At 65.5% G+C, this 23,646-nt stretch carries 22 protein-coding genes and 1 pseudogene; 11 read left to right on the forward strand and 12 right to left on the reverse strand.

Going from position 1 to position 23,646, the window contains the following annotated elements; genetic code table 11:
• Positions 1 to 7: 7 nt before the first annotated feature.
• Genes ALC15_RS10200 through ALC15_RS10220 form a run of 5 tightly spaced genes read right to left on the reverse strand, consistent with a single transcriptional unit; the run spans position 8 to position 4,103 of the window.
• A complete protein-coding gene (locus ALC15_RS10200) occupies positions 8 to 805 on the reverse strand; it encodes an ABC transporter permease (protein ID WP_050627141.1) in 798 nt (265 codons plus the stop codon).
• 7 nt (positions 806 to 812) lie between these two features.
• On the reverse strand, positions 813 to 1,619 hold the full coding sequence (locus tag ALC15_RS10205; RefSeq protein ID WP_050627142.1) for an ABC transporter ATP-binding protein: 807 nt from the start codon (positions 1,617 to 1,619) through the stop codon (positions 813 to 815).
• Positions 1,598 to 2,353, reverse strand: a complete 756-nt coding sequence (locus ALC15_RS10210) for an ABC transporter permease (protein ID WP_050627143.1) — start codon at positions 2,351 to 2,353, stop codon at positions 1,598 to 1,600. Before ALC15_RS10210 ends, ALC15_RS10205 begins: the two co-directional genes overlap by 22 nt.
• 1 nt (position 2,354) lies before the next feature.
• Positions 2,355 to 3,320 (reverse strand): ABC transporter substrate-binding protein, encoded by a 966-nt coding sequence (locus ALC15_RS10215; protein WP_050627144.1) that lies wholly within the window; start codon positions 3,318 to 3,320, stop codon positions 2,355 to 2,357.
• A gap of 57 nt (positions 3,321 to 3,377) precedes the next feature.
• On the reverse strand, positions 3,378 to 4,103 hold the full coding sequence (locus ALC15_RS10220; RefSeq protein WP_063781805.1) for a GntR family transcriptional regulator: 726 nt from the start codon (positions 4,101 to 4,103) through the stop codon (positions 3,378 to 3,380).
• 193 nt (positions 4,104 to 4,296) lie between these two features.
• Between ALC15_RS10220 and ALC15_RS10225 the strand changes: the two genes are divergently transcribed.
• Genes ALC15_RS10225 through ALC15_RS10235 form a run of 3 tightly spaced genes read left to right on the forward strand, consistent with a single transcriptional unit; the run spans position 4,297 to position 7,091 of the window.
• On the forward strand, positions 4,297 to 5,346 hold the full coding sequence (locus ALC15_RS10225; protein WP_162240482.1) for an aromatic ring-hydroxylating dioxygenase subunit alpha: 1,050 nt from the start codon (positions 4,297 to 4,299) through the stop codon (positions 5,344 to 5,346).
• Between the two features lie 5 nt (positions 5,347 to 5,351).
• Entirely contained in the window at positions 5,352 to 6,098 is a 747-nt protein-coding gene (locus tag ALC15_RS10230; RefSeq protein ID WP_050627146.1) for a GntR family transcriptional regulator, read from the forward strand.
• Between the two features lie 12 nt (positions 6,099 to 6,110).
• Entirely contained in the window at positions 6,111 to 7,091 is a 981-nt protein-coding gene (locus ALC15_RS10235; RefSeq protein ID WP_050627147.1) for a PDR/VanB family oxidoreductase, read from the forward strand.
• A gap of 22 nt (positions 7,092 to 7,113) precedes the next feature.
• Here ALC15_RS10235 and ALC15_RS10240 read toward each other — a convergent pair.
• A pseudogene (locus ALC15_RS10240) lies at positions 7,114 to 9,074 on the reverse strand (putative bifunctional diguanylate cyclase/phosphodiesterase).
• A gap of 282 nt (positions 9,075 to 9,356) precedes the next feature.
• Between ALC15_RS10240 and ALC15_RS10245 the strand changes: the two are divergent.
• The 3 genes from ALC15_RS10245 (at position 9,357) to ALC15_RS10255 (ending at position 13,640) form a co-directional block, all read left to right on the forward strand.
• On the forward strand, positions 9,357 to 10,352 hold the full coding sequence (locus tag ALC15_RS10245; protein WP_050627148.1) for a VOC family protein: 996 nt from the start codon (positions 9,357 to 9,359) through the stop codon (positions 10,350 to 10,352).
• A gap of 1 nt (position 10,353) precedes the next feature.
• Complete coding sequence (mhpA, locus tag ALC15_RS10250; RefSeq protein WP_050627149.1) at positions 10,354 to 11,955, forward strand: bifunctional 3-(3-hydroxy-phenyl)propionate/3-hydroxycinnamic acid hydroxylase MhpA; 1,602 nt, start codon at positions 10,354 to 10,356, stop codon at positions 11,953 to 11,955.
• Between the two features lie 74 nt (positions 11,956 to 12,029).
• On the forward strand, positions 12,030 to 13,640 hold the full coding sequence (locus ALC15_RS10255; protein ID WP_050627150.1) for a GMC family oxidoreductase: 1,611 nt from the start codon (positions 12,030 to 12,032) through the stop codon (positions 13,638 to 13,640).
• Between the two features lie 177 nt (positions 13,641 to 13,817).
• Here the strand turns inward: ALC15_RS10255 and hemE are convergent, their stop codons facing one another.
• Positions 13,818 to 14,864, reverse strand: coding sequence for a uroporphyrinogen decarboxylase (gene hemE / locus ALC15_RS10260; protein ID WP_050627151.1), 1,047 nt, complete (start codon positions 14,862 to 14,864; stop codon positions 13,818 to 13,820).
• A gap of 134 nt (positions 14,865 to 14,998) precedes the next feature.
• Between hemE and ALC15_RS10265 the strand changes: the two genes are divergently transcribed.
• On the forward strand, positions 14,999 to 15,184 hold the full coding sequence (locus ALC15_RS10265; RefSeq protein WP_050627152.1) for a hypothetical protein: 186 nt from the start codon (positions 14,999 to 15,001) through the stop codon (positions 15,182 to 15,184).
• A gap of 144 nt (positions 15,185 to 15,328) precedes the next feature.
• Here ALC15_RS10265 and ALC15_RS10270 read toward each other — a convergent pair whose 3' ends face one another.
• From ALC15_RS10270 to ALC15_RS10280, 3 genes are read right to left on the reverse strand one after another with little or no spacing between them, the layout of a single operon-like run.
• Entirely contained in the window at positions 15,329 to 15,619 is a 291-nt protein-coding gene (locus tag ALC15_RS10270; RefSeq protein WP_244486014.1) for a PilZ domain-containing protein, read from the reverse strand.
• 38 nt (positions 15,620 to 15,657) lie between these two features.
• Positions 15,658 to 17,316 (reverse strand): pilus assembly protein TadG-related protein, encoded by a 1,659-nt coding sequence (locus tag ALC15_RS10275; RefSeq protein ID WP_050627154.1) that lies wholly within the window; start codon positions 17,314 to 17,316, stop codon positions 15,658 to 15,660.
• A 1-nt stretch (position 17,317) separates the two neighbouring features.
• The gene (locus ALC15_RS10280) at positions 17,318 to 17,731 is read right to left on the reverse strand and encodes a TadE/TadG family type IV pilus assembly protein (RefSeq protein ID WP_050627155.1); all 414 of its coding nucleotides are present in this window, start codon (positions 17,729 to 17,731) and stop codon (positions 17,318 to 17,320) included.
• 396 nt (positions 17,732 to 18,127) lie between these two features.
• Between ALC15_RS10280 and ALC15_RS10285 the strand changes: the two genes are divergently transcribed.
• Positions 18,128 to 19,051 (forward strand): LysR family transcriptional regulator, encoded by a 924-nt coding sequence (locus ALC15_RS10285; RefSeq protein ID WP_244486015.1) that lies wholly within the window; start codon positions 18,128 to 18,130, stop codon positions 19,049 to 19,051.
• Here ALC15_RS10285 and ALC15_RS10290 read toward each other — a convergent pair.
• Together ALC15_RS10290 and trhO are read right to left on the reverse strand one after the other, a co-directional pair.
• Positions 19,045 to 19,260, reverse strand: a complete 216-nt coding sequence (locus tag ALC15_RS10290; RefSeq protein ID WP_050627156.1) for a SlyX family protein — start codon at positions 19,258 to 19,260, stop codon at positions 19,045 to 19,047. The genes ALC15_RS10285 and ALC15_RS10290 overlap by 7 nt on opposite strands.
• On the reverse strand, positions 19,253 to 20,005 hold the full coding sequence (gene trhO / locus ALC15_RS10295; protein WP_050627157.1) for an oxygen-dependent tRNA uridine(34) hydroxylase TrhO: 753 nt from the start codon (positions 20,003 to 20,005) through the stop codon (positions 19,253 to 19,255). The genes ALC15_RS10290 and trhO overlap by 8 nt, the downstream gene beginning before the upstream one ends.
• Positions 20,006 to 20,177: 172 nt before the next feature.
• Between trhO and ggt the strand changes: the two genes are divergently transcribed.
• The 3 genes from ggt (at position 20,178) to ALC15_RS10310 (ending at position 23,619) form a co-directional block, all read left to right on the forward strand.
• Entirely contained in the window at positions 20,178 to 21,764 is a 1,587-nt protein-coding gene (ggt, locus tag ALC15_RS10300; RefSeq protein WP_050627158.1) for a gamma-glutamyltransferase, read from the forward strand.
• Positions 21,765 to 21,846: 82 nt separating this feature from the next.
• Positions 21,847 to 23,097 (forward strand): NAD(P)/FAD-dependent oxidoreductase, encoded by a 1,251-nt coding sequence (locus tag ALC15_RS10305; RefSeq protein WP_430649152.1) that lies wholly within the window; start codon positions 21,847 to 21,849, stop codon positions 23,095 to 23,097.
• Positions 23,098 to 23,160: 63 nt separating this feature from the next.
• The gene (locus ALC15_RS10310) at positions 23,161 to 23,619 is read left to right on the forward strand and encodes an FKBP-type peptidyl-prolyl cis-trans isomerase (RefSeq protein WP_094193799.1); all 459 of its coding nucleotides are present in this window, start codon (positions 23,161 to 23,163) and stop codon (positions 23,617 to 23,619) included.
• Positions 23,620 to 23,646: the final 27 nt, after the last annotated feature.

The raw sequence follows: 23,646 nt of genomic DNA on the forward strand, positions 1-23,646 counted from the left end.
GATCCCCTTACGTCGCCGGTTGCATCGCGCCGGAGCCGACCTCGTCGGCGCCCTGGCCGGCGCGCGTTCCGGTCTGCCAGATCGCGGCCTTGCGCTCGACCCAGCGGATCGCGGTGTTGAAGGCGATCGCCATGAACAACACCAGCAGCACGCCGGCGAACACGTGCGGACTGTCGAGAATGGTGCGGTAACGCGAGATCAGATAGCCGATCCCCGCCGAGGAGATCAGCATCTCCGAGACCACCACGCCGACGATGACCAGCGCACCGCCGATCCGCAGGCCGGAGAGCACGGTGGGGATCGCGGCGGGAATGATGACGCGGACCAGCCGCTGGCTCAGCGTCGCGCCCATGCTGCGGGCGGCGAGCAGCAGCTGCGGGTCGATGGTCTGGATCCCGGCCGCGGTCGCCAGCATGGTCGGCAGGAAACCGTAGATCGAGGCGAAGGCGATCTTGGATTCCGAGCCGATGCCGAGCCACACGGTGAACACCGGGTAGAGGATCACGAGCGGCACCGCATAGAGGCTGGAGACCATCGGCATGATCAGCAGCCGCGGGCGCGGCAGGCTGCCGACGATGGCGCCGAGCAGGATGCCGCCACCGCAGGCGAACGCCATCGACACCGCAACCTCGTAGAGCGTCACCGCCAGCGCATGGCCATATTCGGCGGCCTCGTTCCAGCCGGCGAGCAGGGTCGAGGACAGCGACGGCAGGAACAGCTCGGGGATCACGCCGGTGCGCGGCAGCAGCTCCCACAGCACGAGCAGGCCGATCACGATCAGATGGCGAAGGGTTTTCGCGCTCATCGCCGTCTCACGCCGATTTGCGGATGTGCCGCCAGATGCGGTCGCGCAGTGCGCCGAAGGCGTCTCCGCTCAGCATCTCGTAGGTCCGCGGCCGCGGCAAGCTAACCTGCAGCTGATCGACGATGCGGCCCGGCCGCGGCGACATCACGATCACCTCGTCGGCGAGATAGACCGCCTCGGTCAGGCTGTGGGTGACGAACACGACGGTCTTGCCGGTCGCGGCCCAGATCCGCAGCAGCTCGTCGCCCATCGTCATGCGGGTCTGTTCGTCGAGTGCGGCGAACGGCTCGTCCATCAACAGCACCGGCGGATCCTGCACCAGGCCGCGCGCGATCGAGACGCGCTGCTTCATGCCGCCGGACAGTTCATGCGGGTGGCGCTTGCCGAAGCCTTCGAGGCCGACCAGCTTGAGCGCGTCCTGCGCCTTGGCCCGGCGCTCCGGCTTGGCGACGCCGCGCAGTGCCAGCGGAAACTCGACATTGTCTTCGGCGGTCAGCCATGGAAACAGGCTCGCCTCCTGGAACACCACACCGACACGGTCCGGGTCAGGCTGCGGGATCGGTGCGCCGTTGATGGTGATGGTACCTGCGGTCTGCGCGCGCAGTCCGGCCATCATCATCAGCAGCGTGGACTTGCCGCAGCCGCTCGGGCCGACCAGCACGACGAAGCGTCCCGGCTTGATGTCGAGCGAGACATCCTCCAGCGCGACGACGTCCTGCGACCTGGTCCGGAATACCTGGCCGACATTCCTCACCTCGATCGCGCCGGCGCGCGGCGGCGGCTTCAACGGTGTCACGTTCGCCAGTGGCTGCATCGTGTTTCCACCCATCTGATCAGTTCGTTGAAGGTCATGGCGATCGCGGCGACCATCACGACGCCGGCAAGCAGCTGCTTCATCTGGAAATTCTCGCCCCAGGTCGCGATCTGGTGGCCGATGCCGTCGCGCGAGGCATACATCTCGGCGAGGATCACTCCGGTCAGGTTGAAGATCATCGAGATCCGCAGCGCTTCCAGCAGCACCGGCAGCATGCTCGGCAGATAGACGCGGAATGCCGTCTGCGCGCGCGTGGCGCCGTAGGAGCGGGCGACCGTCAGGTGCTCGACCTTGACCGATTCCACCGCCGTCGTGGTCGACATGATCACGATGAAGATCGTCGAGAAGAAGCCGAACCCGACCTTCTGGGCGAAGCCGACGCCGAACACCAGGATGAACATCGGCAGGAAGATCGATTTCGGGATGCTGAAGGCAAAGAACAGCAATGGCTTCGCCACATCGGCAAAATAGCGGTTCTCCGCGATCAGGAAGCCGATCAGCGCACCCATCGGCACCGCCAGCGCGAAGGCGGCCAACACCTCGGTCGCGGTCACCAGCAGGTCGGTCCGGACGCTCGACCGTTGCAGCAGGTCGCCGAGCGTTGCGAGCGTATCCGATGCCGACGGCAGCAGGCGCGGATTGACGACCCCGGTCCGCGACAGCATTTCCCACAGCGCGAAGATCGCGATCACGATCGCGACCCGCGCGAGCTTGATGGTGAGGGTGGCCTGCATCCTATGGCTTGGTCGGGACCGGCTTGAACTTGGTCGAGATCACGTCCTCGACCGGAACGATGTCCTTCAGTCCGCCGAGCTTGGCGAGATCGAGCGACAGCTGCACGGCCGCCGGCACATTGGCCGCGCCCATGTCGCCGTCGGTCTCGAGCTTCATGATGGTGTTGTCGTATTCCATCGCAGCGATCTCGGGCGGCATCTCGTAGAGATCGGCGATCAGCTTCACGGTGACGTCGCGGTTGGCGCGCATGAACTGCAGGGCGCCATAGAGCGCATTGACGGCCTTCTGCACCACGTCCGGCTTGGCCTCGGCGAACTTGTCGAGCACGATCCAGCCCGCAGTGAGGTTCGGCGGCGCCGCGGTCGCATAGTCGAGAATGGTCTTCGCTTCGCCCGACTTGGCGACCTGGAAGCTGAGCGGCGAATAGACCACCGCGGCATCGACGTTACCGGCGAGCAGGTTCGGCACCAGGCCGCCACCGCCGACCGGCACGCGGGTGAAGTCGATCTTCTTGTCCTGGATGGTCCAGAGCGCGAGCAGGTCGGAGCCGGAGCCCGCCGCGGTGATCCCGACCTTCTTGCCGTTGAGATCCTTGACCTCGAGCGTCGACTTGGCGGGCACCATCAGCTGCCAGCCGAAATTGCCCATCGCAGCATTGGCGACGATCCGCGACATCACGCCTTTCTTGCGGCCGGCTGATACCAGCGACGGCGGATCGAGGATGATGTCGGCGGCGCCTGCCGCCATGCCCTCGAATGTCTCGGCGCCGCTGCGGTAGACGGTCAGCTCGGCCTTGATGCCTTCCTTCTCGAACAGCTTCTGGCGGACCGCGGTCTCGGCGATCGTCGTCGGCCAATAGGTCTTGGTCGGCAGCCCGACGCGGATCGTGTCGGCCGCGAAGGCCGGGCCGGCCAGCAGGGTGGTGGCGATCAGGGTTGCCAGCGCGCGGCGTCGCGTGATGCTCATGGTTCTGTTTCTCCCGGATATCGATTGTTGTTATTTCAGCGCTTTGCGCGCCGTGGATCAGGACGTGCCGTTGACCTCCGCAATGCGCGGCGCCGCGAGCTCGACGAATTCCCTGGTGGTGCCGAAGTGCTTTGACAATGCGTGAACTGCCGCATCCGCATCGCGCGCGAAAACCGCGTCCACAATCGCGGCGTGCTCGGCCTGGACGTCGCGCGCCCTGCCGACCTCGCGGCGGATCGAAAGCCGCCGGTAGCGCTCGCTCTGCTCATGCAGCACGTCGCGGAAGCCGAGCAGCCATTGCGACCCGCAGGCGTTGACCAGCGCGCGATGGAAAATGCGGTGGCGGACGACCCATTCCTCGTAGTGCACGGTGGGGTCGTCGGGATAGCGATGCGGTACGGCCTTCAGTGATTCCCAGGCCGCGGCGACCGACGACAGCCAGACCTCGTCGCCCCGCTCGATCGAGCGCCGCAATGCCAATCCCTCGATGTCGATCCGGGTCTGCGTGACATCAGCGAGATCGGCGAGCGAGACCGGGCAGACGCGAAAGCCGCGCTGGTCGGAGGCCTGCACCAGGCCGTCGGCCACCAGGCGCGACAATGCCTCGCGGACGGCGGCGAGGCTGACCGAGAACTGCTTGGCGAGCCCTGCGATGTGCAGCTTCTGGCCCGGAAGCAGCCGGGTCGACAGGATGTCGGCCCGTAGCCGCTCCTGAACCGCCGATGTCAGGCTTCGCGGCCCGTCGCCGGCCAAGCCCTCGCGAAAACTCAACCCGATGTTCATGGCCTTGCAGACTGGCGGACGCCCCTACCGTCGTCAATCGAAAATCGATTTTCTTGGCCAAACGATCTGGTTCTGCCTCTATGTGTATACTGAATCTGACTTATACGGGCTTTATCCATCGAATTTCTTAGATAGATTGCCAGATTTCCGGCGCTAATGTATACAGTCTGAATTCACAAGAGGGAGGAATCTCGTGCCAAAGCCCTTTCCCATGAACGCGTGGTACGCGGCCGGCTGGGACGCCGAGATCAAGCATGCGCTGTTGCCGCGAACGATCTGCGGCAAGCACGTCGTGATGTACCGCAAGGGCGACGGCGAGGTGGTGGCGCTCGAGGATGCCTGCTGGCATCGCCTTGTGCCGCTCTCCAAGGGCCGGCTCGACGGCGACACCGTGGTCTGCGGCTATCACGGCCTGAAATACAATGCGCAGGGCCGCTGCACCTTCATGCCCTCGCAGGAGACGATCAATCCGTCGGCCTGCGTGCGCGCCTATCCCGTCGTCGAGCGCCATCGCTTCATCTGGCTCTGGATGGGCGATCCCGCGCTGGCCGATCCGGCGCTGGTGCCCGACATGCATTGGAATCACGATCCGGCCTGGGCCGGCGACGGCAAGACCATTCACGTCAAATGCGACTATCGCCTCGTCGTCGACAATCTGATGGACCTGACGCACGAGACCTTCGTGCACGGCTCGAGCATCGGCAATGACGCGGTCGCCGAAGCGCCGTTCGACGTCACCCATGGCGAGAAGACCGTGACCGTCACGCGCTGGATGCAGGGCATCGAGGCGCCGCCGTTCTGGGCCAGGCAATTGCAGAAGCCGGGTCCGGTCGATCGCTGGCAGATCATCCGTTTCGAGGCACCGTGCACCGTCAATATCGACGTCGGTGTCGCACCGGCCGGATCGGGCGCGCCGGAGGGCGATCGCTCGCAGGGCGTCAACGGCTATGTGCTCAACACCATCACGCCGGAGACCGAGAAGACCTGCCACTACTTCTGGGCCTTCGTCCGCAATCACCGCATCACCGAGCAGCGCCTGACCAGCGAAATCCGCGACGGCGTCGCCGGCATCTTCCATGAGGACGAGATCATCCTGGAAGCGCAGCAGCGCGCGATGGACGAGAATCCGGACCGCGTGTTCTACAATCTCAACATCGATGCGGGCGCGATGTGGGCACGCCGCGTCATCGACTGCATGGTGGCGAAGGAAAATCCGCCGCAACAGCTGCAGGCGGCGGAGTAGGCGGCATGGCGGAGCGCGAGGCCGAGCGTTCAGTGTCGCAGACCGTGCGGGCGCAGCTCGCGCTGCGTGAACTGATTGTTTCCGGCGGCCTGCGGCCGGGCGAGCGCATCTCGGAATTGCAGGCGGTCGAGGTCACCGGGGTGTCGCGCACGCCGGTGCGGATGGCGCTGGTCCGGCTGGAAGAGGAAGGCCTGCTGGAGGCGATCCCGTCCGGCGGCTTCATGGTCAAGGCATTTTCCGAGCGCGACATTCTCGATTCGATCGAGCTGCGCGGCACGCTGGAGGGATTGGCCGCACGCTTTGCCGCCGAGCGCGGCGTCTCGTCGCGCGATCTCGAGCCGTTGAAGGAATGCCTCAATGAGATCGACGGCTTGGTGCGGCAGGAGCCGATCTCGATGGAGGCGTTTTCGTCCTATGTCGCGCTCAACGCGCGCTTCCACGCGTTGTTGGCCGAGCTGTCGCGCAGTCCGCCGCTGATCCGGCAGATCGACCGCGCCTCGGCGCTGCCGTTCGCTTCGCCGAGCGGCTTCGTGATGGCGCAATCGGCCTTGCCCGAGGCGCGCCAGATCCTGCTGATCGCGCAGGACCACCATCGCGTCGTGGTCGACGCCATCGAGAACCGCGAGAGCGCCCGCGCCGAGGCGATCATGCGCGAGCATGCAAGGCTTGCGGCGCGCAATCTGCGGCTCGCACTGCGCAACCGCACCCATCTCGATCTGCTGCCGGCACTGGCACTGATCTCGGCCGGCTGAACGGAGCGCGCCATGCGATTCATCGAAACCTGGACATCCGCCACGTTGGTCGCTGTGCGCGACCTCACGCCGGGCATCCGCGAATTCCTGCTGCGGCCCGACGGTTTCGCCGGCGCGCCCTATCCCGTCGGCAGCCATATCGATGTCGGCGTCACGATCGACGGCCAGCCGCAGACCCGCTCCTATTCGCTGGTCGGCGAAGTCGACCCGCAGGGTTTTCGGATCGCGGTGCGGCACGCAGCGGATTCCCGCGGCGGCTCGCGCTATATGTGGTCGCTCGCGCCGGGGGCACGGCTCAACATCACGCTGCCGACCTCGCTGGTGCAGCTCGACTGGACGCGCCGGCAGTTCTGCCTGATCGCAGGCGGCATCGGCATCACGCCGATCGTCGGTGCGGCGCAGGCGCTGGCCCGCCGCGACGCCGGGGTGAGGCTGCATTATGCCGTGCGCGCCCGCGGCGATGCGGCCTATCTCGACAGGCTCGAAGGTCTGCTCGGCGACCGCCTCATCGTCCATGCCGGTGACGAGGGCAGGCGGCTCGACTTCGATGGAGTGTTCGCGGCCTTGCCGCAGGATACAATGACGTTGTTCTGCGGCCCGATGCGGATGCTCGATGCGGCGCGGCGCGCCTGGGAGGCGTCAGGCCGCCCGATGACCGATCTGCGCTACGAGACCTTCGGATCGAGCGGGCTGCTGCCGACCGAGGCGTTCCGCGTCCGGCTGAGGGACGAGGGCACCGAGTTCATCATCCCGCGCGACCGCTCGATGCTCGACGTGCTCAACGAAGCCGGCCATGAGGTGATGAGCGACTGCCGGCGCGGCGAGTGCGGCGTCTGTGCGCTCGACGTGGTCGATGTCGACGGCGAAATCGACCATCGCGACGTCTTCTTCAGCGAGCACCAGAAGCAGGCGAGCCGCAAGATCTGCGCCTGTGTCTCCCGTGCGCGCGGCACCATCACGGTTGACACGCTGCATCGCGCCGACGCGCCCTGACGCGCGCGGGCGTCCGCTCAGGTTACGCCGCGTGCACCGAGTGCCGCGGATCGTGATCGAGCAGCGCGGCGATCTCGCTGCCCGACATCGGCCGGCCGATCAGATAGCCCTGGACCTCGTCGCAACTGGTCTGGCGCAGATATTCGAGCTGATCGGCAGTCTCGACGCCCTCGCTACGACGCCGATCTGCAGGTCCTGCGCGAGGGCGATCACCGATTTGACGATCGCGGCGCAATCCGGCTGGGTCAGCATGTCCCGGATAAAGGATTGGTCGATCTTGATCCGGCTGAACGGCAGCTTGCGCAGATAGGTCAGCGACGAGAAGCCGGTGCCGAAATCGTCGAGCGCGACGGTCAGGCCGAGTTCGAGCAGCCCGTTCAGGATCGCGGGCGCCGATCCGTATTTCGAGATCAGCATCGATTCGGTGATCTCGATCTCGAGCCTGTTCGGCGCGACGTTGGCCTCGGCAAGCGCCTCGACGATGGTCCGCAGGATGCCGACGTTCTGGAACTGGACCGCGGAGAAATTGACCGCGATCCTGATGTCGTCAGGCCAGCGTGACAGCATCGCGCAGGCGTGGCGGATCACCCACTCGCCGAGCTGGTGGATCAGGCCGCTCTCCTCGGCGATCGGAATGAAGACGCTCGGCGGGATCAGGCCGCGCACCGGATGCTGCCAACGTAGCAGCGCCTCGAAGCCGGTGATGCGGCCTTTGCGGATGTCGAGGAACGGCTGGTAGACCAGAAACAGCTCGTTCGCCTCGATCGCCTGTTCCAGATCGCGCTGCAATGCGCGGCGGTCGCGTGCCGATTGGTCGTCACCGGCCTCGAAGAAGCAGATGGTGCCGGGGCCGGATTTCTTCGCCCGGTAGAGCGCGATGTCGACATGCTTGAGCAGGTCGTGGGAGGTGCTGCCGTCCCGTGGCGCGAGCACGATGCCGATGCTGATCGCGCCTGATATCTCGAAGCCGTCGATCGGGAATGGATCGACGAACGCCGCCACGAACCGTTCGGCGATCGCAAGCGCATCCTCGGGCCGCGTCAGGTTGGACATGATGAGGGCGAACTCGTCGCCGCCGATCCGCGCGACGTGCTCGGCCGCGCGCGTGCAGCGCTGCAGCCGGGCGGCCGCCTGCACCAGGAACTCGTCGCCTGCCGGATGGCCGTACCTGTCGTTGATCTCCTTGAAGCGATCGAGATCGAGCAGCAGCACGGCGAATTCCTCGCCCGAGCGCGACAGCCGGCTCAGCGCGCCGTTGAGCGCCTCGTTGAAGGCGACGCGGTTCGGCAGATGCGTCAGCGGATCCTGCCGCACCGTCCGCTCGGCCTCGTGCTGGGCGATGATGCGGCGGCGGAACTCGAACGCATTGACGAACACGCCGCGCAGCAGCACGGAGCCGTAGACCAGCACGAGGACCGCCATCAGCAGATAGATGAAGTCGCCGTCGCGGCCGAGGCAGATCGCGGTGCCGACGAAGATCGGTGCGGTGAACGCAATCGCGGCGATCGGGATGGTGGAGAAAGCGAACGCGCCGCCGGCCAGCATTCCCGCGCAAAGGCAGGTGATCACCAATTGTGCGCCGCTCGATGCATTGGCGAAGAAGGCGACCGGGACGACGCCCCAGGCGGCGCCGAGCGCCAGCGCATTGCGGACCAGCCGGTACATGGTCCGGCGCGAGACGAATTGCGGCTTGGCGATGCGGCGCGAGGCGCGCGCCTGCAGGCCGAAGAACAGTGCGGCGCTGCTTACGGCGGCGGCCCACACCAGCGCAAAGGCCCAGTCCGGCGATTGCCAGAGTGCAATGGCGAGCACCAGCGCGTTGCAGGCGTTGGCCAGCATGATGCCGAAGGAATAGCCGAGGACGAGCGACACCTGCTCGGCGCGGATGTGGCCGGCAAGTGCTTCATCCGTCGGTGGTGCGCCGAAGGCTGCGAGGTCACCGGCGAACAGGGCCGCGAAATATGATCTGAGATAAGTACGCATCTCACCACGTTGCCTGCGCATCACTACGTCGCCACTGCGATTGACCATGGCGCGACGACCAAGAATTCTCTGCAAACCTTTGACAAACTATGAACTATTGGAACGGACCCGACCACGCGGCATGCGGCGCCGCTCCACCGGGGGCATCGCTTATGGGTCGATACAGCAGCGTGATGTGATGTCACGGACCGGCAAGGGCTGCCGATCCAAGCGCGGCTTGATCGGTAGCCGGTTTTTCGCAATGAGTTGGGTTCCAGCGAACGAAAAACCCAGAAGGTGCGCATGGGCCTGCCGACCACGAACCACGATCCCGGGTTCCGGATCACGCGGGCGAGCCATGTCGTCCTGACCGTCCGTGACCTCGCGGTGAGCCGGCAGTTCTACGAAAAAGTGATCGGGCTGATCCTGACCGCGGAGGAGGGCGATGCGCTCTACTTCCGCGGCGTCGAGGAGGCCTGTCATCACAGCCTCGTGTTGCGCAAGGGCGAGGACGCCGTGTGCGCGCGGCTCGGTCTGCGGGTGTTCAGGGACGACGACCTCGACCGGCTCAAGGCTTTCTTCGAAGCGCAGGGCTGCCGGGCCGTTTGGGCCGAGGTGCCATATCAGGGCCGCACCTTGCAGGCGACCGATCCGGCCGGCACGCCGCTGGAGTTCTGCGCGACCATGCCGGTCGAGCCGCGCATGATCACCCAATTCACCCGCCATGCCGGCGGCTCGGCCCTGCGGCTCGATCATTATCAGGTGCTGACGCCGGAGGTGCGAAGGGCCTGCGAGTTCTACACCGCGGCAGGCTTCCGGCTCAGCGAGTACATCGCGCCGGCCGGCACCTTCGATCTGCGCGGCGTGTTCCTGCAGCGCAAGGGCAATCCGCACGACATCGTGTTCTTCAACGGCGCGGGACCGCGGCTGCATCATTTCGCGTTCCTCGCGCCCGAGGTCCACCATCTGCTGAACGCCTGCGATCTCGCCGGCGAGCTCGGCTATGGCGCGGCCGTCGAACGCGGTCCGGGGCGGCATGGGCCGGGACACGCGATGTATGTCTATATGCGCGATCCCGACGGGCACCGCGTCGAGTTGTTCAACACCCACTACCAGATCATGGACATCGAGAACGAGCCGATCGGCTGGGATCCGTCCGACCACAAGATCTCGTTTCCATGGGGATTGCCGGCGCGGCAGGCGTGGTTCGAGGAGGCGACGCCGTTTGCCGATGTTCCGATCCGCGAGCCGCAGCTGAAGCCGAAGCCGCTGACGCTCGAGAGCTACCTCGCGAAGTAGCATGTCGTTGTCAGTCGCGAACCCCGGGCATGACGAGATCTACGATGCGGCAATCGTCGGCCTCGGGCCGGTCGGGGCCATCTTCGCCAACCTGCTCGCGAAAGCCGGCCTGAAGGTCGCCGTCGTCGAGCGCGTCGCCGACATCTACGACAAGCCGCGCGCGATCACGCTCGACCACGAGGCGCTGCGCGTGCTGCAGGCGATCGGGCTCGGCGATTTCATGGAGCAGGCGATCGCCCCGCATAACGGCTCGCACTATCTCGGTGTCGACGGCGAGATCATCAAGATCTTCGACCCGATGCCGCCGCCGTTTCCGCTCGGCTGGATCCCGAACGTCACGTTCGTGCAGCCCGACCTCGAGCAGGCGTTGCGTGGCAAGCTCGCCGAATATCCGCATGTCGACGTTTTCCTTGCGACCGCCGGCGTGGCGCTCGAGCAGGACGACGGCGCGGTGACGTTGACCGCGCGGCGCGAGCGAGGTGAGGAGTTCCCGATCCGTGCGCGCTATCTGGTCGGCTGCGACGGCGCCAACAGCTTCGTCCGCAAGCAGCTCGACATCGGCCTGGACGACCTCGCCTTCGATGAATGGTGGATGGTGGTGGATACGCTGACCAGCGATCCCGCCAAGCGGCCGGCCAAGAGCTTTCAGTATTGCTGGCCGTCGCGTCCCGGCACCTTCGTGCCGGGCCCGCGCAATCTGCGGCGCTGGGAGATCAAGCTGCTGCCGGGCGAGGATCCCGAGGCGGCCGGTGCACCCGACAATGTCGTGCGGTTGCTGCAGGGCTTCACCGACATCTCCGATCTTACGATCTGGCGCTCGGCGGTCTATCGCTTCCACGCTTTGCTCGGGCAGCGCTGGCGCGACCGCCGCGTGCTGCTGATGGGCGACGCCGTGCACCAGACGCCGCCGTTCCTCGGGCAGGGGCTGTGCGCCGGCATCCGCGATGCCGTGAACCTGGCCTGGAAACTGAGGCTGGTGCTGCGTGGCGACGCCGCCGAGACACTGCTCGACAGCTACGAGATCGAGCGCAAGCCGCATGTCCGCGCCGTCGTCGCCAGCGCCAAGGAGTTCGGCAAGATCATCGGGGAACTCGATCCGGTTGCGGCAGCCGAGCGCGACCTGCGGCTACGCGCCGAGCTGAAGGCCGGCAAGGCCGAGACCATCAGGCAGAAATTCATCCCCGATCTCGTCAGCGGCTTGATCGCGCGCGACACCGTGCTCGCCGGACGGCTGTTCGTGCAGCCGCATGTGCGTGCGCCGGACGGGCGGACCTGCCGGCTCGACGATCTGCTGCAACCGGAATTCGCGATCGTGACGGCGGCCGCCGAGCCGATGGCGTGGCTGTCGGAGGTGTCCCGTACCGCCTGGCAGCATCTCGCCGGTGAGCGCGTCGTCATCACCACATCAGGCGACAGTGCCGATGCCAACGGTATTTTAAGCGTGGTGGAGCGCGACGGATTGTTCGCTGACTGGATGCGGCAGCATGGCGCCGCGGCGGTGATCGTGCGGCCCGACCGTTATGTGTTCGGTGCCGCCGGCAGCGCCGCTGAGCTCAATATGCTTGTCGAGCAACTGCTCCAGAACCTCAGCGCAGGGCGCTAGCCTTTTCAAGCCGCCGCTTTGTCTGTACCACCAGAACAAAGACTATCTGGAAAAAGACTTGCCGGGGGAAACCAGTGAACAACAATGATGCGGCCGAGTATGATTACGTCATCGTCGGCGCCGGCTCGGCCGGCTGCGTGCTCGCCAACCGCCTGAGCGCCGACGGCAAGCACTCGGTGCTGCTGCTCGAGGCCGGACCGAAGGACACCAACATCTGGATCCATGTCCCGCTCGGCTACGGCAAGCTGTTCAAGGAAAAATCCGTCAACTGGATGTACCAGACCGAGCCGGAGCCCGGCCTGAACGGGCGGCAGGTGTTCCAGCCGCGCGGAAAAGTGCTTGGCGGTTCGAGCTCGATCAACGGCCTGCTCTATGTGCGCGGCCAGCACGAGGACTACGACCGCTGGCGGCAGCGTGGCAATGCCGGCTGGGGCTATGACGACGTCCTGCCCTATTTCCGGAAGGCGGAAGACCAGCAGCGCGGCGGCGACAAATATCACGGCGCGGGCGGCCCGCTGCCGGTGTCGGACTGGCGGCATCACGATCCGCTCTCGGAAGCCTTCGTGCACGCCGCGGCCGAGGTCGGCATTCCGACCAATCCGGATTTCAACGGCGCGACCCAGGAGGGCGCGGGCTTCTTCCAGACCACGACGCGGCGCGGCCGGCGCGCCTCGACGGCGCGATCCTATCTGCGGCCGGCGCTGACACGCGGCAATCTGCATGTCGAGACCTCGGCGCTGGCGCAGCGGATCCTGTTCGACGGCAAGCGCGCGAACGGCGTCGCCTACAAGCAAAACGGGCAATTGCGCAGGGCCAAGGCGCGCAAGGAGGTGCTGGTGTCGAGCGGCGCGTACAACTCGCCGCAATTGCTGCAGCTCTCCGGCATCGGCCCGGCCGATCTGTTGAAGCAGCACGGCATCGAGGTCGTGCTCGATGCGCCCGGCGTCGGCAACGATTTGCAGGATCACATGCAGGTGCGCATCGTCACGCGCTGCGCGCAGAGCGTCACGCTGAACGACGTCGTCAACAATCCACTGCGCCGCGTGATGGCCGGCCTGCGCTACGCGGCGCTGCGCAAGGGGCCGCTGACGATCGCCGCCGGCACGTCGGGCGCGTTCTTCAAGACCAGCCCGCGGCTGGCCTCGCCGGACATCCAGATCCACTTCCTGCCGTTCTCGACCGACAAGATGGGCGAGAACCTGCATCCGTTCTCGGGCTTCACGGCGTCGGTCTGCCAGCTGCGTCCGGAGAGCCGCGGCTCGCTGAAGATCAGGAGCGCGGACCCAAGCGCGCCGCCGGAAATCCGCATCAATTATCTCGCGACCGAGACCGATCGCCGCGCTTTCATCGACGGCATCCGTATCCTGCGCAAGATCCTGGCCGCACCGGCGCTGAAATCATACGCGGTCGGGGAGGTCGATCCCGGCGCCAAGGTGGTCAGCGACGACGACCTGCTCGAATTCTGCCGCCGTACCGGCAGCACGGTCTATCATCCGACCTCGACCTGCCGGATGGGCAACGATCCGCTCGCGGTGGTCGACCAGCGGCTCAAGGTGCGCGGCATCGATGGCCTGCGCGTGGTCGATGCGTCCGTGATGCCGGACCTGATGTCGGGCAATACCAATGCGCCGACGATCATGATCGCGGAGAAGGCCTCCGACATGATCTTGGAGGATGCAAGGTAGGTTCGCCGCTGTTCAGTCCGTCACCCTGAGGAGCGCGTTAGCGCGTCTCGAAGGGTCGAGGGCCCGGCTGGTGGCCGTGCATCCCTCGAGGCTCGCAAGAACTCGCACCTCCAGCGACAAAGGCTTCGCCTTTGCGCGGGATGACGGTGATCGGCCCGCAATCCGGGCTACAACACGTCAGCCCTTATATGCCCGCACCCGCGCGACCATCTGCTCGACATGGGCGATCGGCGTTTCCTGCAGGATGCCGTGGCCGAGATTGAAGATCAGCCGCCCCTTGCCGAAATTCTCCAGAACATCGTCCACCGCGCGGTCGAGCGCGGCGCCGCCGGCAATCAGGGCCAGCGGATCGAGATTGCCCTGCACGGCGACGCGGCTCTGGACGCGCTCGCGGATCATCGACGGCTCGGCTGCCCAATCGATCGAGACCGCATCGACGCCGGTCTCTTCGACATAGGCCGGCAGCATGCCGCTGGCACCGCGCGGAAAGCCGATGATCCTGGCGCCGGGGACCTGCTTGCGCACGCCGGCAACGATGCGTTTCGTCGGCTCGATCGACCAGCGGGCGAACTCGCGCGGCGGCAGCACGCCGGCCCAGGTGTCGAAGATCTGCAGGCAATCTGCGCCGGCCTTCAACTGGCCGACCAGATAGTGGATCGAGTTCTCGACCAGCACGTCGATGATTTTGGCGAACGCGTCCGGATGGCGGTAGGCGAGCATCCGCGCGGGGGCCTGGTCCGGCGTGCCCTGTCCGGCCACCATGTAGGTCGCAACCGTCCAGGGCGCGCCGCAGAAGCCGATCACCGCGATCTCGGGCGCGAGCTCGCGCCGGACCCGGCGCAGGGTCTCGAACACCGGCTCGAGCTGGTCGAAATTGGCCTGGGTTGCCAGCGTCGCGATCTCCGCCGGCGTCGCCAGCGGATCGAGCCTGGGCCCTTCGCCGGCCTCGAAGCGCACCGAGCGGCCGAGCGCGTAAGGGATCACCAGGATGTCGGAGAAGATGACCGCGGCGTCGAAGTTGAACCTGCGGATCGGCTGCAGCGTGATCTCGGTGGCGAATTCGGGCGTGAAGCAGAGATCCAGGAAGCCGCCGGCCTTGGCGCGCAGCTCGCGATATTCCGGCAGATAGCGGCCGGCCTGCCGCATCATCCAGAGCGGCGGCACCGCCTGCCGGTGGCCCGAGAGGACGTCGATGAACGGCTTCTTGGTGGGATCCTGGGGCACGCCAAAGTTCCTAATCTCGATCGAAATTTGGCCCCTGATACACGCTGCGGCGCGATGGGCCAAGACGGTTCTGGAACCGCGCGTCGCGCGGGCGGTTGTCCCTCGAAGCCATTTTCGGGCAATGGAGGAACGATATGGCCGAAAAATTCGATCCCGCCGCGCATGACAAGCATGCCGAGAAGCCGCACGAGGCACAGGCTGCCGAGCGCAAGGCGCGCTCGCGGCTGAAGGAGGGACTGGAGGATACCTTCCCGGCGTCCGATCCGGTCAGCGCCACGCAGCCGGCGCCGTCGAAGCACGACGGCGATCGGGACAATTAGCTGGTATATCGCAGCGATTGCTAACCACGATGCGAAATCGGTTCGATCGTTCTGGAACGAACCGCCGCATCGTGGCGGTCCGACGCGGACCGCGCCTGCGGCTTGGGGTCGATCACTGTGATGCGGGGTGACCGCCGTGATCGGCTAGACGGGGCCGCCTTCGGGGCGCTGCATCCGCTCGAATTCGAAGGTCACGCCGAGCCGGCGCTCCAGGCGCCAGACCAGAATGCAGTGCCGCCGGATCGGCTCGCTCTCGATCTCGAGTTCAAATGCGAATGGCAGTGCGGCGTCGCTTTCCACCGCAAGTCCCGCGCCTCCGGTCGAGATGTTGAGCACAACGCATCCGATGCTGGTGTTGCGGAAGAAGATCGTGCCGCGCTTCATCAGGGCCGCTCGCTGGCTGTCGGTCTTGTATCTTCTTATTGTTGTGCTCACGGCAATCTCCCAGCCCCGATTTGGTCGCGGATCGTGCTTCAGTTCACCAGCACCGCGCCGTCGCAGCGGATGCCCAGCACCCAGACGTCGACCTGGCCGAGCCCGATGCCGAGCGTCGAGAGCAGGGATGCCAGCACCTGATCGATCGGGCTCGTCACGGCACTCAGGATGCTCATGACGAGTGCGCCCAATCCCGGGATCGGAATGCCAGCGATGTTGAGCGTGAGGTCACCGAGCAGGCTTGATGTCAGCGAGGTGAGGAAGTTGGTCGTCGTTACGGTCTTCTTCGTGCCTGCCTGGATGTCGCTGTAGCTGAAATTGACGTTGGTCGGCGTGGTGTTGCCCATGCCGACGTGGGCCAGGCCCGTGATCGGGATCCCCAGCACAGAGACGAGCGTTGCCGGCGGCGGATTGGGCTTGGTCGTGAAGTTGGTCATGTCGGCGACCGTGACGTTGCCGATCCAGGCGTCCACGATGCCCGGCGTCACGCCGATCGTGACCTGCGAGGTGCTGATGTTCGGATGGCCGCACGACACTGCGTTGAGCGTCGCGGTCCCCGAGGCGACCTCGACATATACAGGCAGATTGATCGACGCGATGCTGCCGGAGCCGAGCACGTTGACCGTTGCCAGGATCCTGGTCTGCGCGGTGTGCACGCTCACGCCCTGGGTGCCCATCGCGATCCAGCTCGAGCCGACCGGGCGCTCGCCGATCGTCGCGATCACCGACACGTTGGCGATGCCGGGCAGGCCGAAATTGACCGAGGTTGCGATCTGATGGCTGCCGTTGGCGATCTGCGCCACCGTGTTGACGAGGTCGAATACGGAGACGCTGGCGCCGACCTTTGGTTTCTGCCCGACCGTGAGGTTCGCGAAGGGGCCGAGGTCGATCAGCGTGCCCGGCGAAACCTTGGTCGAGGAGCCGGTGACGGCCTGCGAGATCGTCGACAGCGCGGTGGTCGCGGCGCCCGCGCCGTTGGTGAGCTGTTGGGTGGTCAGCGCAGCCGCCATCAAATCACCGACCTTGACGTTGCTGCTCAGGACGTCGCTATAGGTGACGCCGGTCAGGTTGATCCGGGTTGCCAGCGCCGACAGGAAGTCGAGCGCGTCGATCTTGGCGCTGATCAGCGCGTTGTAGTCCATCACCGAGAGCGACAGCGTGGTGCCGAGCATCGAGCCGAGCAATGCGTTGAGCACGCCGCCGTTGACCGAGAGCAGCCGCGAGCCGATCGCGAATGTCGCCATCTCGGTCGATGTCGCGGTGGCAGTCGTCGTGATGTTGAAGTGGCTGGCGCCGGTGATGTAGCGCGCGAAGTAGAGCGGGGTCTGGGTCGTCAACGTGACGCGCGCGGCATTCGGAATTCCGACCGCCGGGGTCACGAAGCGGGACTGCGGTGCGATGGCGCTGTTTGCGGTGTAGGTCCCGGTGTCGACGCTGACCAGCGCGCTGGCCGGATAGTTGTTCTGCGTCACCGTCGCGGTGGCGGCGTTGACCGGGTTGCTCAAATTGGCGGCGGCGACGATCGCGGCGAGATCGGCGGTGCTCTGGGTCTTGCGCCGGTCCGCGAAGATCGTGCCGAGATCGATCGCAAGCCCGGCGCATCCGATCAGGAGCGTCATCAGGCCGGCGCTGATCATCGCGAAGTTTCCTCGCTCGTCGGCGCCGAAGCGCCGCATCAGTGTGAGGATGCCGCTCATCCTAGAACCCCCCATACTGAATCGCCGCGGAGCGGACGATGGTGCTCGCGGGCGCCGGCACGAAAGGCAGCCTGTAGATGAAGTTGCCGGCCGCGTTGTAGTTCAGCGTCACGATGTAGACGTTGGCGTTCGACGGCGACGGCGCGGCATTGACGGTGAGATTGCTGGGAACGAGCAGCGGATAGGTCGATACGTTGGCGGTGACGTAACTGGTTGCGAGGCTGTTGCGCTCGGTGTCGGTCATTCCGGCGATCGACGACCGCGCCGCTTCGGCGGCGAGCTGCTGAACGCCATGCACCATCGCGAGATAGGAACCGAATACAATGATGCCGAAAATAAAAGCGAGAAACAGCGGCAGCATCAGCGCAAATTCGACAGCAGAAGCGCCGCTTCGACAGCGAAAAAACTTGGTCATGAGACACCTCGAAACGCAACCTAGGGCGCCACGTTGCGAGGCTTTGATTAAGGAAAACTATGAAAACGCTTTCGCGAATCAGCGACGCCAATTCAGATGAATGGCGACGCTCGAACTTATCGGGTGCGCGATGCGTTATGGGGCGATCAAAATCTTTGATGCCGTGTCCGCAGAAACCCGGGGTCCGATGGTGTCGAGGTGCTGCGTGCATGTGCAGATGCAGCCGTCAGATACCGTAGCATTACGTGGCAATGCACGTAACAATACATATGGCGAGCAATCACGGCGCCGGCGCGACAAATTGAAACTAAACGAAAGTGCAACCAAATGTTAGTATAGCTAAATCACATACTGGAGAACGTAATTGCGTCCCGTGCTGAGATTGGAGGGCTCGCGATGCACAGACCACGTCAGCATTTGAATATTCCTACCGAGATTGTTCGTACCGTCGTTGCGATTGCAGAGACGGGAAGTCTATCGAAGGCCGGAGAGCGTCTTGGCCTCAGTCAGCCGGCGATCAGTTCGCAGGTCAAGCGACTGCAGAGCCTGGTTGGTGGCGCGCTGTTCGTCAGAACGGCAAACGGCACCACGACCACCGAACTCGGCAAGGTTGCCGTGCAGCAGGCACGGCGCATCCTCGAAGCGAACGATCAACTGCTTCGGCTCGGCGGCAATCATGAAGGACCGCAGCCGTTGCGGCTCGGCATGAGCACGATGCTCGCCGAGGAATTCCTCAAGCTGCATCCCGCCGACGTGCTCGCCGACGTGCTGGTTCACGCCGACATGTCGCCGATCGTCATCAGGGGATTGATCGACGGCTACATCGACATCGCCTTCGTCTACAGCAACCCGTCGCTTGAGAACGAAGACGAGGTGACGATCGCCGCCGAGGCCGACGAGCGTTCGGTGTGGGTGCGATCACGCGACTTTGTCCTGCGGCCGGGCGCCCCGATCCCGATCCTGGCGTGGCCGGGTGACGACTGGATGATCCGGACGCTCACCAAGCATAACATCTCGTACAAGATCGTGTTCAGGAGCCCGAACCACCAGCTGCGGCTGGAAGCCGCGCGGGCCGGATACGGCCTGACGGCGTGCCCCGAGTGGATGATCCCGTCATCGCTGATTTCGGCCAAGGACTATTATCTTCCGGAGCTTCCGGTGCAGAAGCGCCTGCTGTGTGTTCGCCCGGGCTCGAGGGCAGCCGCGCGACGGCGATGGTGCAGCGGCTGTCCAGCCTGTTCTTCAGCGGCGCCAAGCCGATGCGTCAGGCGAGCAACATGTAGTCCGGTGTCGTCGCGTTGCGGCGGCATCGGTCAATAGTGCGGTGGGCGCTCGTTGGCGGGGCCCGGCGCCTGGCGCTCGGCCTCCTGAAGCCGGTCGCGCAGCTCGGCGAGCTGGCGCGTCAGCACATCGATCTGCTTCCATTGCGCCGTGATGGTCTGGTTGAGCGTCTCGATCGCTTCGTCCTGGTAGGTCAGGCGGACCTCCAGCGCATCGATCCGCTCGCTCAGCCTTGCCGTGTCATTCATGCGCCGCGTCCTCGCGTCCACGCTCGCGCAGCCCATGGCCGAGCGCGACGCGCTCATCGAACACAAAGCAGTCGCCGCGCCAGCGGCTGTCCTGCCGGGACGTCTCCTCTAGATATCTGAGGATCCCGCCCTTGAGGTGATAGACCTCGGCGAAGCCCTGCGCGAGCAGATAGGCGCTCGCCTTCTCGCAGCGGATGCCGCCGGTGCAGAACATTGCGATCCGGCGGTGCTTCGCGGGATCGAGGTGCAGCGCGGTAAATTCCCTGAACTGTCCAAAGCTCGCGATCTTGGGATCGACCGCGCCTTCGAAGCTGCCCATCGCGACCTCGAATGCGTTGCGGGTGTCGAGCACCATGATGTCAGGCGAGGCGATCAGTTCGTTCCAGTCGGCGGCGTCGACGTAGGTGCCGACCTGCCGGGTCGGATCGACCGTGGTGTCGCCGAGCGTCACGATCTCCTTCTTCAGCCGTATCTTGAGCCGCTGGAACGGCATCTGCGCGGCCGCGGAGAACTTCAGCTCGAGATTGTCAAGGCGGCCGCCGAACAGCGGCCCGTGCCTGAGTTCGGCGACGAAGCCATCGATCGCTGCATCGCTGCCGGCGATGGTGCCGTTGATGCCCTCATGCGCGAGCAGCACGCTGCCCTTGAGCTCGAGCTCCGCGCAGAATGCGCGCAGCGGCTCGCGCAATGCGCGGAAGTCGGGCAGCGCGGCGAACTGATAGAAGGCGGCGACCTTGAGTGGCATGGCCGGGGTTTATCAGGCCGGCCGGGTCGGCGTAACCCCGCAAAGCCATGCATTACCGGGATAATCCCTCTGGCATGCCAGGCATTGCTCTGCCGGGGATGAATGTGCCATGTACTCCGCACCCAGCCGCCGCAGCAGCATCAGACCATCACGATCAAGCGAGCTCTCCGTTATGAGGAATTTTCACTTCGCCGGCCGATCCACGGTCCATGCCCAGAACGCGATGGTCGCCACATCGCATCCGCAGGCGGCGCTGGTGGCCATCGAGGTGATGCGCGAGGGCGGCACGGCCGCTGACGCTGCGGTCGCGGCCTGCGCGCTGCTCGGCGTCATCGAACCGCAATCGACCGGCATCGGCGGCGACTGTTTCGCGCTGATCCAGCCGCGGGGCGAGGGCAAGATCACGGCCTACAATGGCAGCGGCCGGGCGCCGATGGCGGCGACCGCCGAGTGGTACCTCGAGCGCAAGATCCATTCGGTGCCGCTGACCTCGGCGCATGCCGTCAGCATTCCCGGCTCCATCGATGCCTGGGACGTGATCCTCCGGGATCACGGCAAGTTCGGCTTCGACCGGCTGCTGCAGCCCGCGATCAAAGCCGCCGAAGAAGGCTATGTCGTTGCCCCACGCATCGCCTTCGACTGGAAGAACGGCTTCGAGAAGCTGAAGAACGGCACCAACACCGAGCGCTATCTGTTGCCGCACGGCAAGCCCGCGGTCGCCGGCGACGTGATCCGCCAGCCCGAGCTCGGCAAGACGCTGCGCGCGATCGCGCAGAAGGGCCGCGACGCGTTCTACAGCGGCGAGATCGCCGCCGACATGGTCGACACGCTGCGCGGCATCGGCGGCCTGCACACGCTGGAGGACTTCGCGGCGCATTCGACCGAGACGACCTCGCCGATCGGCACGATGTACAAGGGTTACGACGTCTGGCAGTGCCCGCCGAACGGCCCGGGCATCACCATGCTGGTGATGCTCAACATCCTGTCGCGCTTCGACCTGACCAAATTCAAGCCGCTCAGCATCGAGCGCTTCCATCTCGAGGCGGAGGCCGCGCGCATCGCCTACATGATGCGCGAGCAGTATATCGGTGATCCCCAGCACGCCCACGTCGATGTCGCCGCCATCCTGTCGAAGGAATTCGCCGACGAGCACATCAGGAACATCCGGATGGACCGGCTGCTCGAGCTGCCGAACGTCGCGCCGCCGATGAATCCGTCGACCGTCTACATCACGGTGGTCGACAAGGATCGCAACGTCTGCTCCTTCATCAACTCGATCGCGCATTCGTTCGGCTCGGCGATCGTCTCCAACAAGACCGGTATCCTGCTGCAGAACCGCGCCGGCGGCTTCCGCATTCAGCCCGGCCATCCGAACTGCATCGCGCCGGGCAAGCGTCCGCTGCACACCATCATCCCGGCGCTGGCCACCATGAACGGCCGCGCGGTGATGCCGTATGGCGTGATGGGCGGGCAGTATCAGCCGGTCGGCCAGACCCATGTGCTGACCAACATGCTCGACTACGGCTGTGACATCCAGGAAGCGATCGACATGCCGCGCGGCCTGCACTACGAGGGCGTCTATCAGCTCGAGGACAGCGTGCCGGCAGAGATCGTGGAAGGCCTGAAGAAGATCGGCCACAAGACCACCAGCGTGGTCGCGCCGCTCGGCGGCGGCCAGGGGATCTGGATCGATTGGGACAAGGGCACGCTGACCGGCGGCTCCGATCCGCGCAAGGACGGCTGCGCACTCGGCTACTGATTGTCGCGGCCGATCAGGCCGGAACGGCGGAACCGGGCGTTGTCGCGGGGGTTGGTGCTGAAAGCCCTTCCCCGCGAGGCCGATCATCCGCACCTTCGATTCAGACGAGACCGAACAGGCCGATCTGCGCGGCGGCGCCTCGCCCTGGCTTGCCGCCGCGAAGCTTGTGCCGCGCACGACGTTGGTCGAAAACCTTTCCTGCGATGCGCTCATCGTCGGCGCCGGCATCACCGGTGCCTTGGTCGCTGAGCGGCTGACGCGCCAGGGGCTCGACGTCGTCATCGTCGATCGCGAGCACCCCGGCCGTGGCAGTACCGCGGCCAGCACCTCGATGCTGTTGTGGGAGATCGATCGGCCGCTGATCGAGCTGACCGCGATCTACGGCTTCGAGCGGGCTGCACGCGCCTATCGCGCGAGCCTGCAGGCGGTGACCGGCCTGACCTCGCTGATCCGCAATGCCAGTATTCCGGGACAGATCAGAGCGAAGCGCTCGCTGTATCTGGCGGTGGGAAGCTCCGCGGCCGAACTGCTCGACGAGTACCGGCTGCGCAACCGCGCTGGCTTGCCCGGCGAGTTTCTCGACCATGGGCGGCTGCTGGAAACGTTCGGCATGGCGCGTGCCGGCGCGATCCTATCGCCCGGCGCGGCGGATGCCGATCCGCTGCAACTCGCCCGCGGCTTGCTTCGCCTCGCGGTCGCACGCGGGGCGCGGCTGTTCGATGCCGAGGCCGTTGCATTTGATCCGGCAGGTCGCGCGGTCACGGTCGGATTCGACAATGGCCGCGAAGTTGCAGCGAAAGCGGTGGTGCTGGCCACCGGCTATGCGATGCCCGACATCGTTCATTCGAAGGTCGAAACCGTGTCCTCGAGCTGGGCGATTGCGACTGCTCCGCAGCCGCACAACATCTGGAAGGACGGCGTGCTGATTTGGGAATGCACGAAGGACTATCTCTACGCACGCACGACGCCGGATGGCCGCATCATCGTCGGCGGTGAGGACAGCGACGAGATCGTCGAGCCGGACGCGCGCGATCGTCTCATTCCGGCGAAATCGCGCGTATTGGCGAAGCGTCTCGCCGCGCTGTGGCCCTATGCCGAGACCGAGATCGACTACCGCTGGGCGGGGACGTTTGACACGACGAGCGACGGCTTGCCGTTGATCGGTCCGGTCCCTGGTGCGAAGGGGGTCTACGCCGCCTATGGCTATGGCGGCAATGGCATCACGTTTTCCTATCTGGCGGCGCAATTGATCGGCGACCTGATCGCCGGCCGTGGCTCGCCATTACTTGGCGATTTCGCACTGGACCGCGATGGCGGCATGGCCGGTCACTGAAAAATGGCTAGGGATTTGGCCCGCGCTGGGCTAGAGACGGCCGTCCTTCACGAGAGGTGCAAGATGCGATCTTCCCGACGCACGATCATCAAGACTGCGTTTGCCGGCCTTGCGGCGGCAGTCTCCACGTCCGTTGTCAGCAGGACGGCAACGGCGCAAACGGCAGGAAAGCCCATGACGACAGCCTCAGGTCTCCAGATCATCGACAGCAAGGTCGGCACCGGTGCCTCGCCGAAGCCGGGCCAGACCTGCGTCATGCACTACACCGGCTGGCTCTACGAGAACGGCCAGAAGGGCAAGAAGTTCGACTCCTCGGTCGATCGCAACGAGCCGTTCGAGTTTCCGATCGGCCAGGGCCACGTCATCAAGGGCTGGGACGAGGGTGTCGCCACCATGAAGGTCGGCGGCAAGCGCACGCTGATTATTCCGCCGAACCTCGGCTATGGCGCGCGCGGCGCCGGCGGCGTGATCCCACCGAACGCCACGCTGATGTTCGACGTCGAACTGCTCGGTGTGAAGTAAGCCACAGGCCGTCAGGTAACCGGCCCA

The sequence above is a fragment of the Bradyrhizobium viridifuturi genome (assembly GCF_001238275.1).
In the GTDB taxonomy this organism is placed as follows: domain Bacteria; phylum Pseudomonadota; class Alphaproteobacteria; order Rhizobiales; family Xanthobacteraceae; genus Bradyrhizobium; species Bradyrhizobium viridifuturi.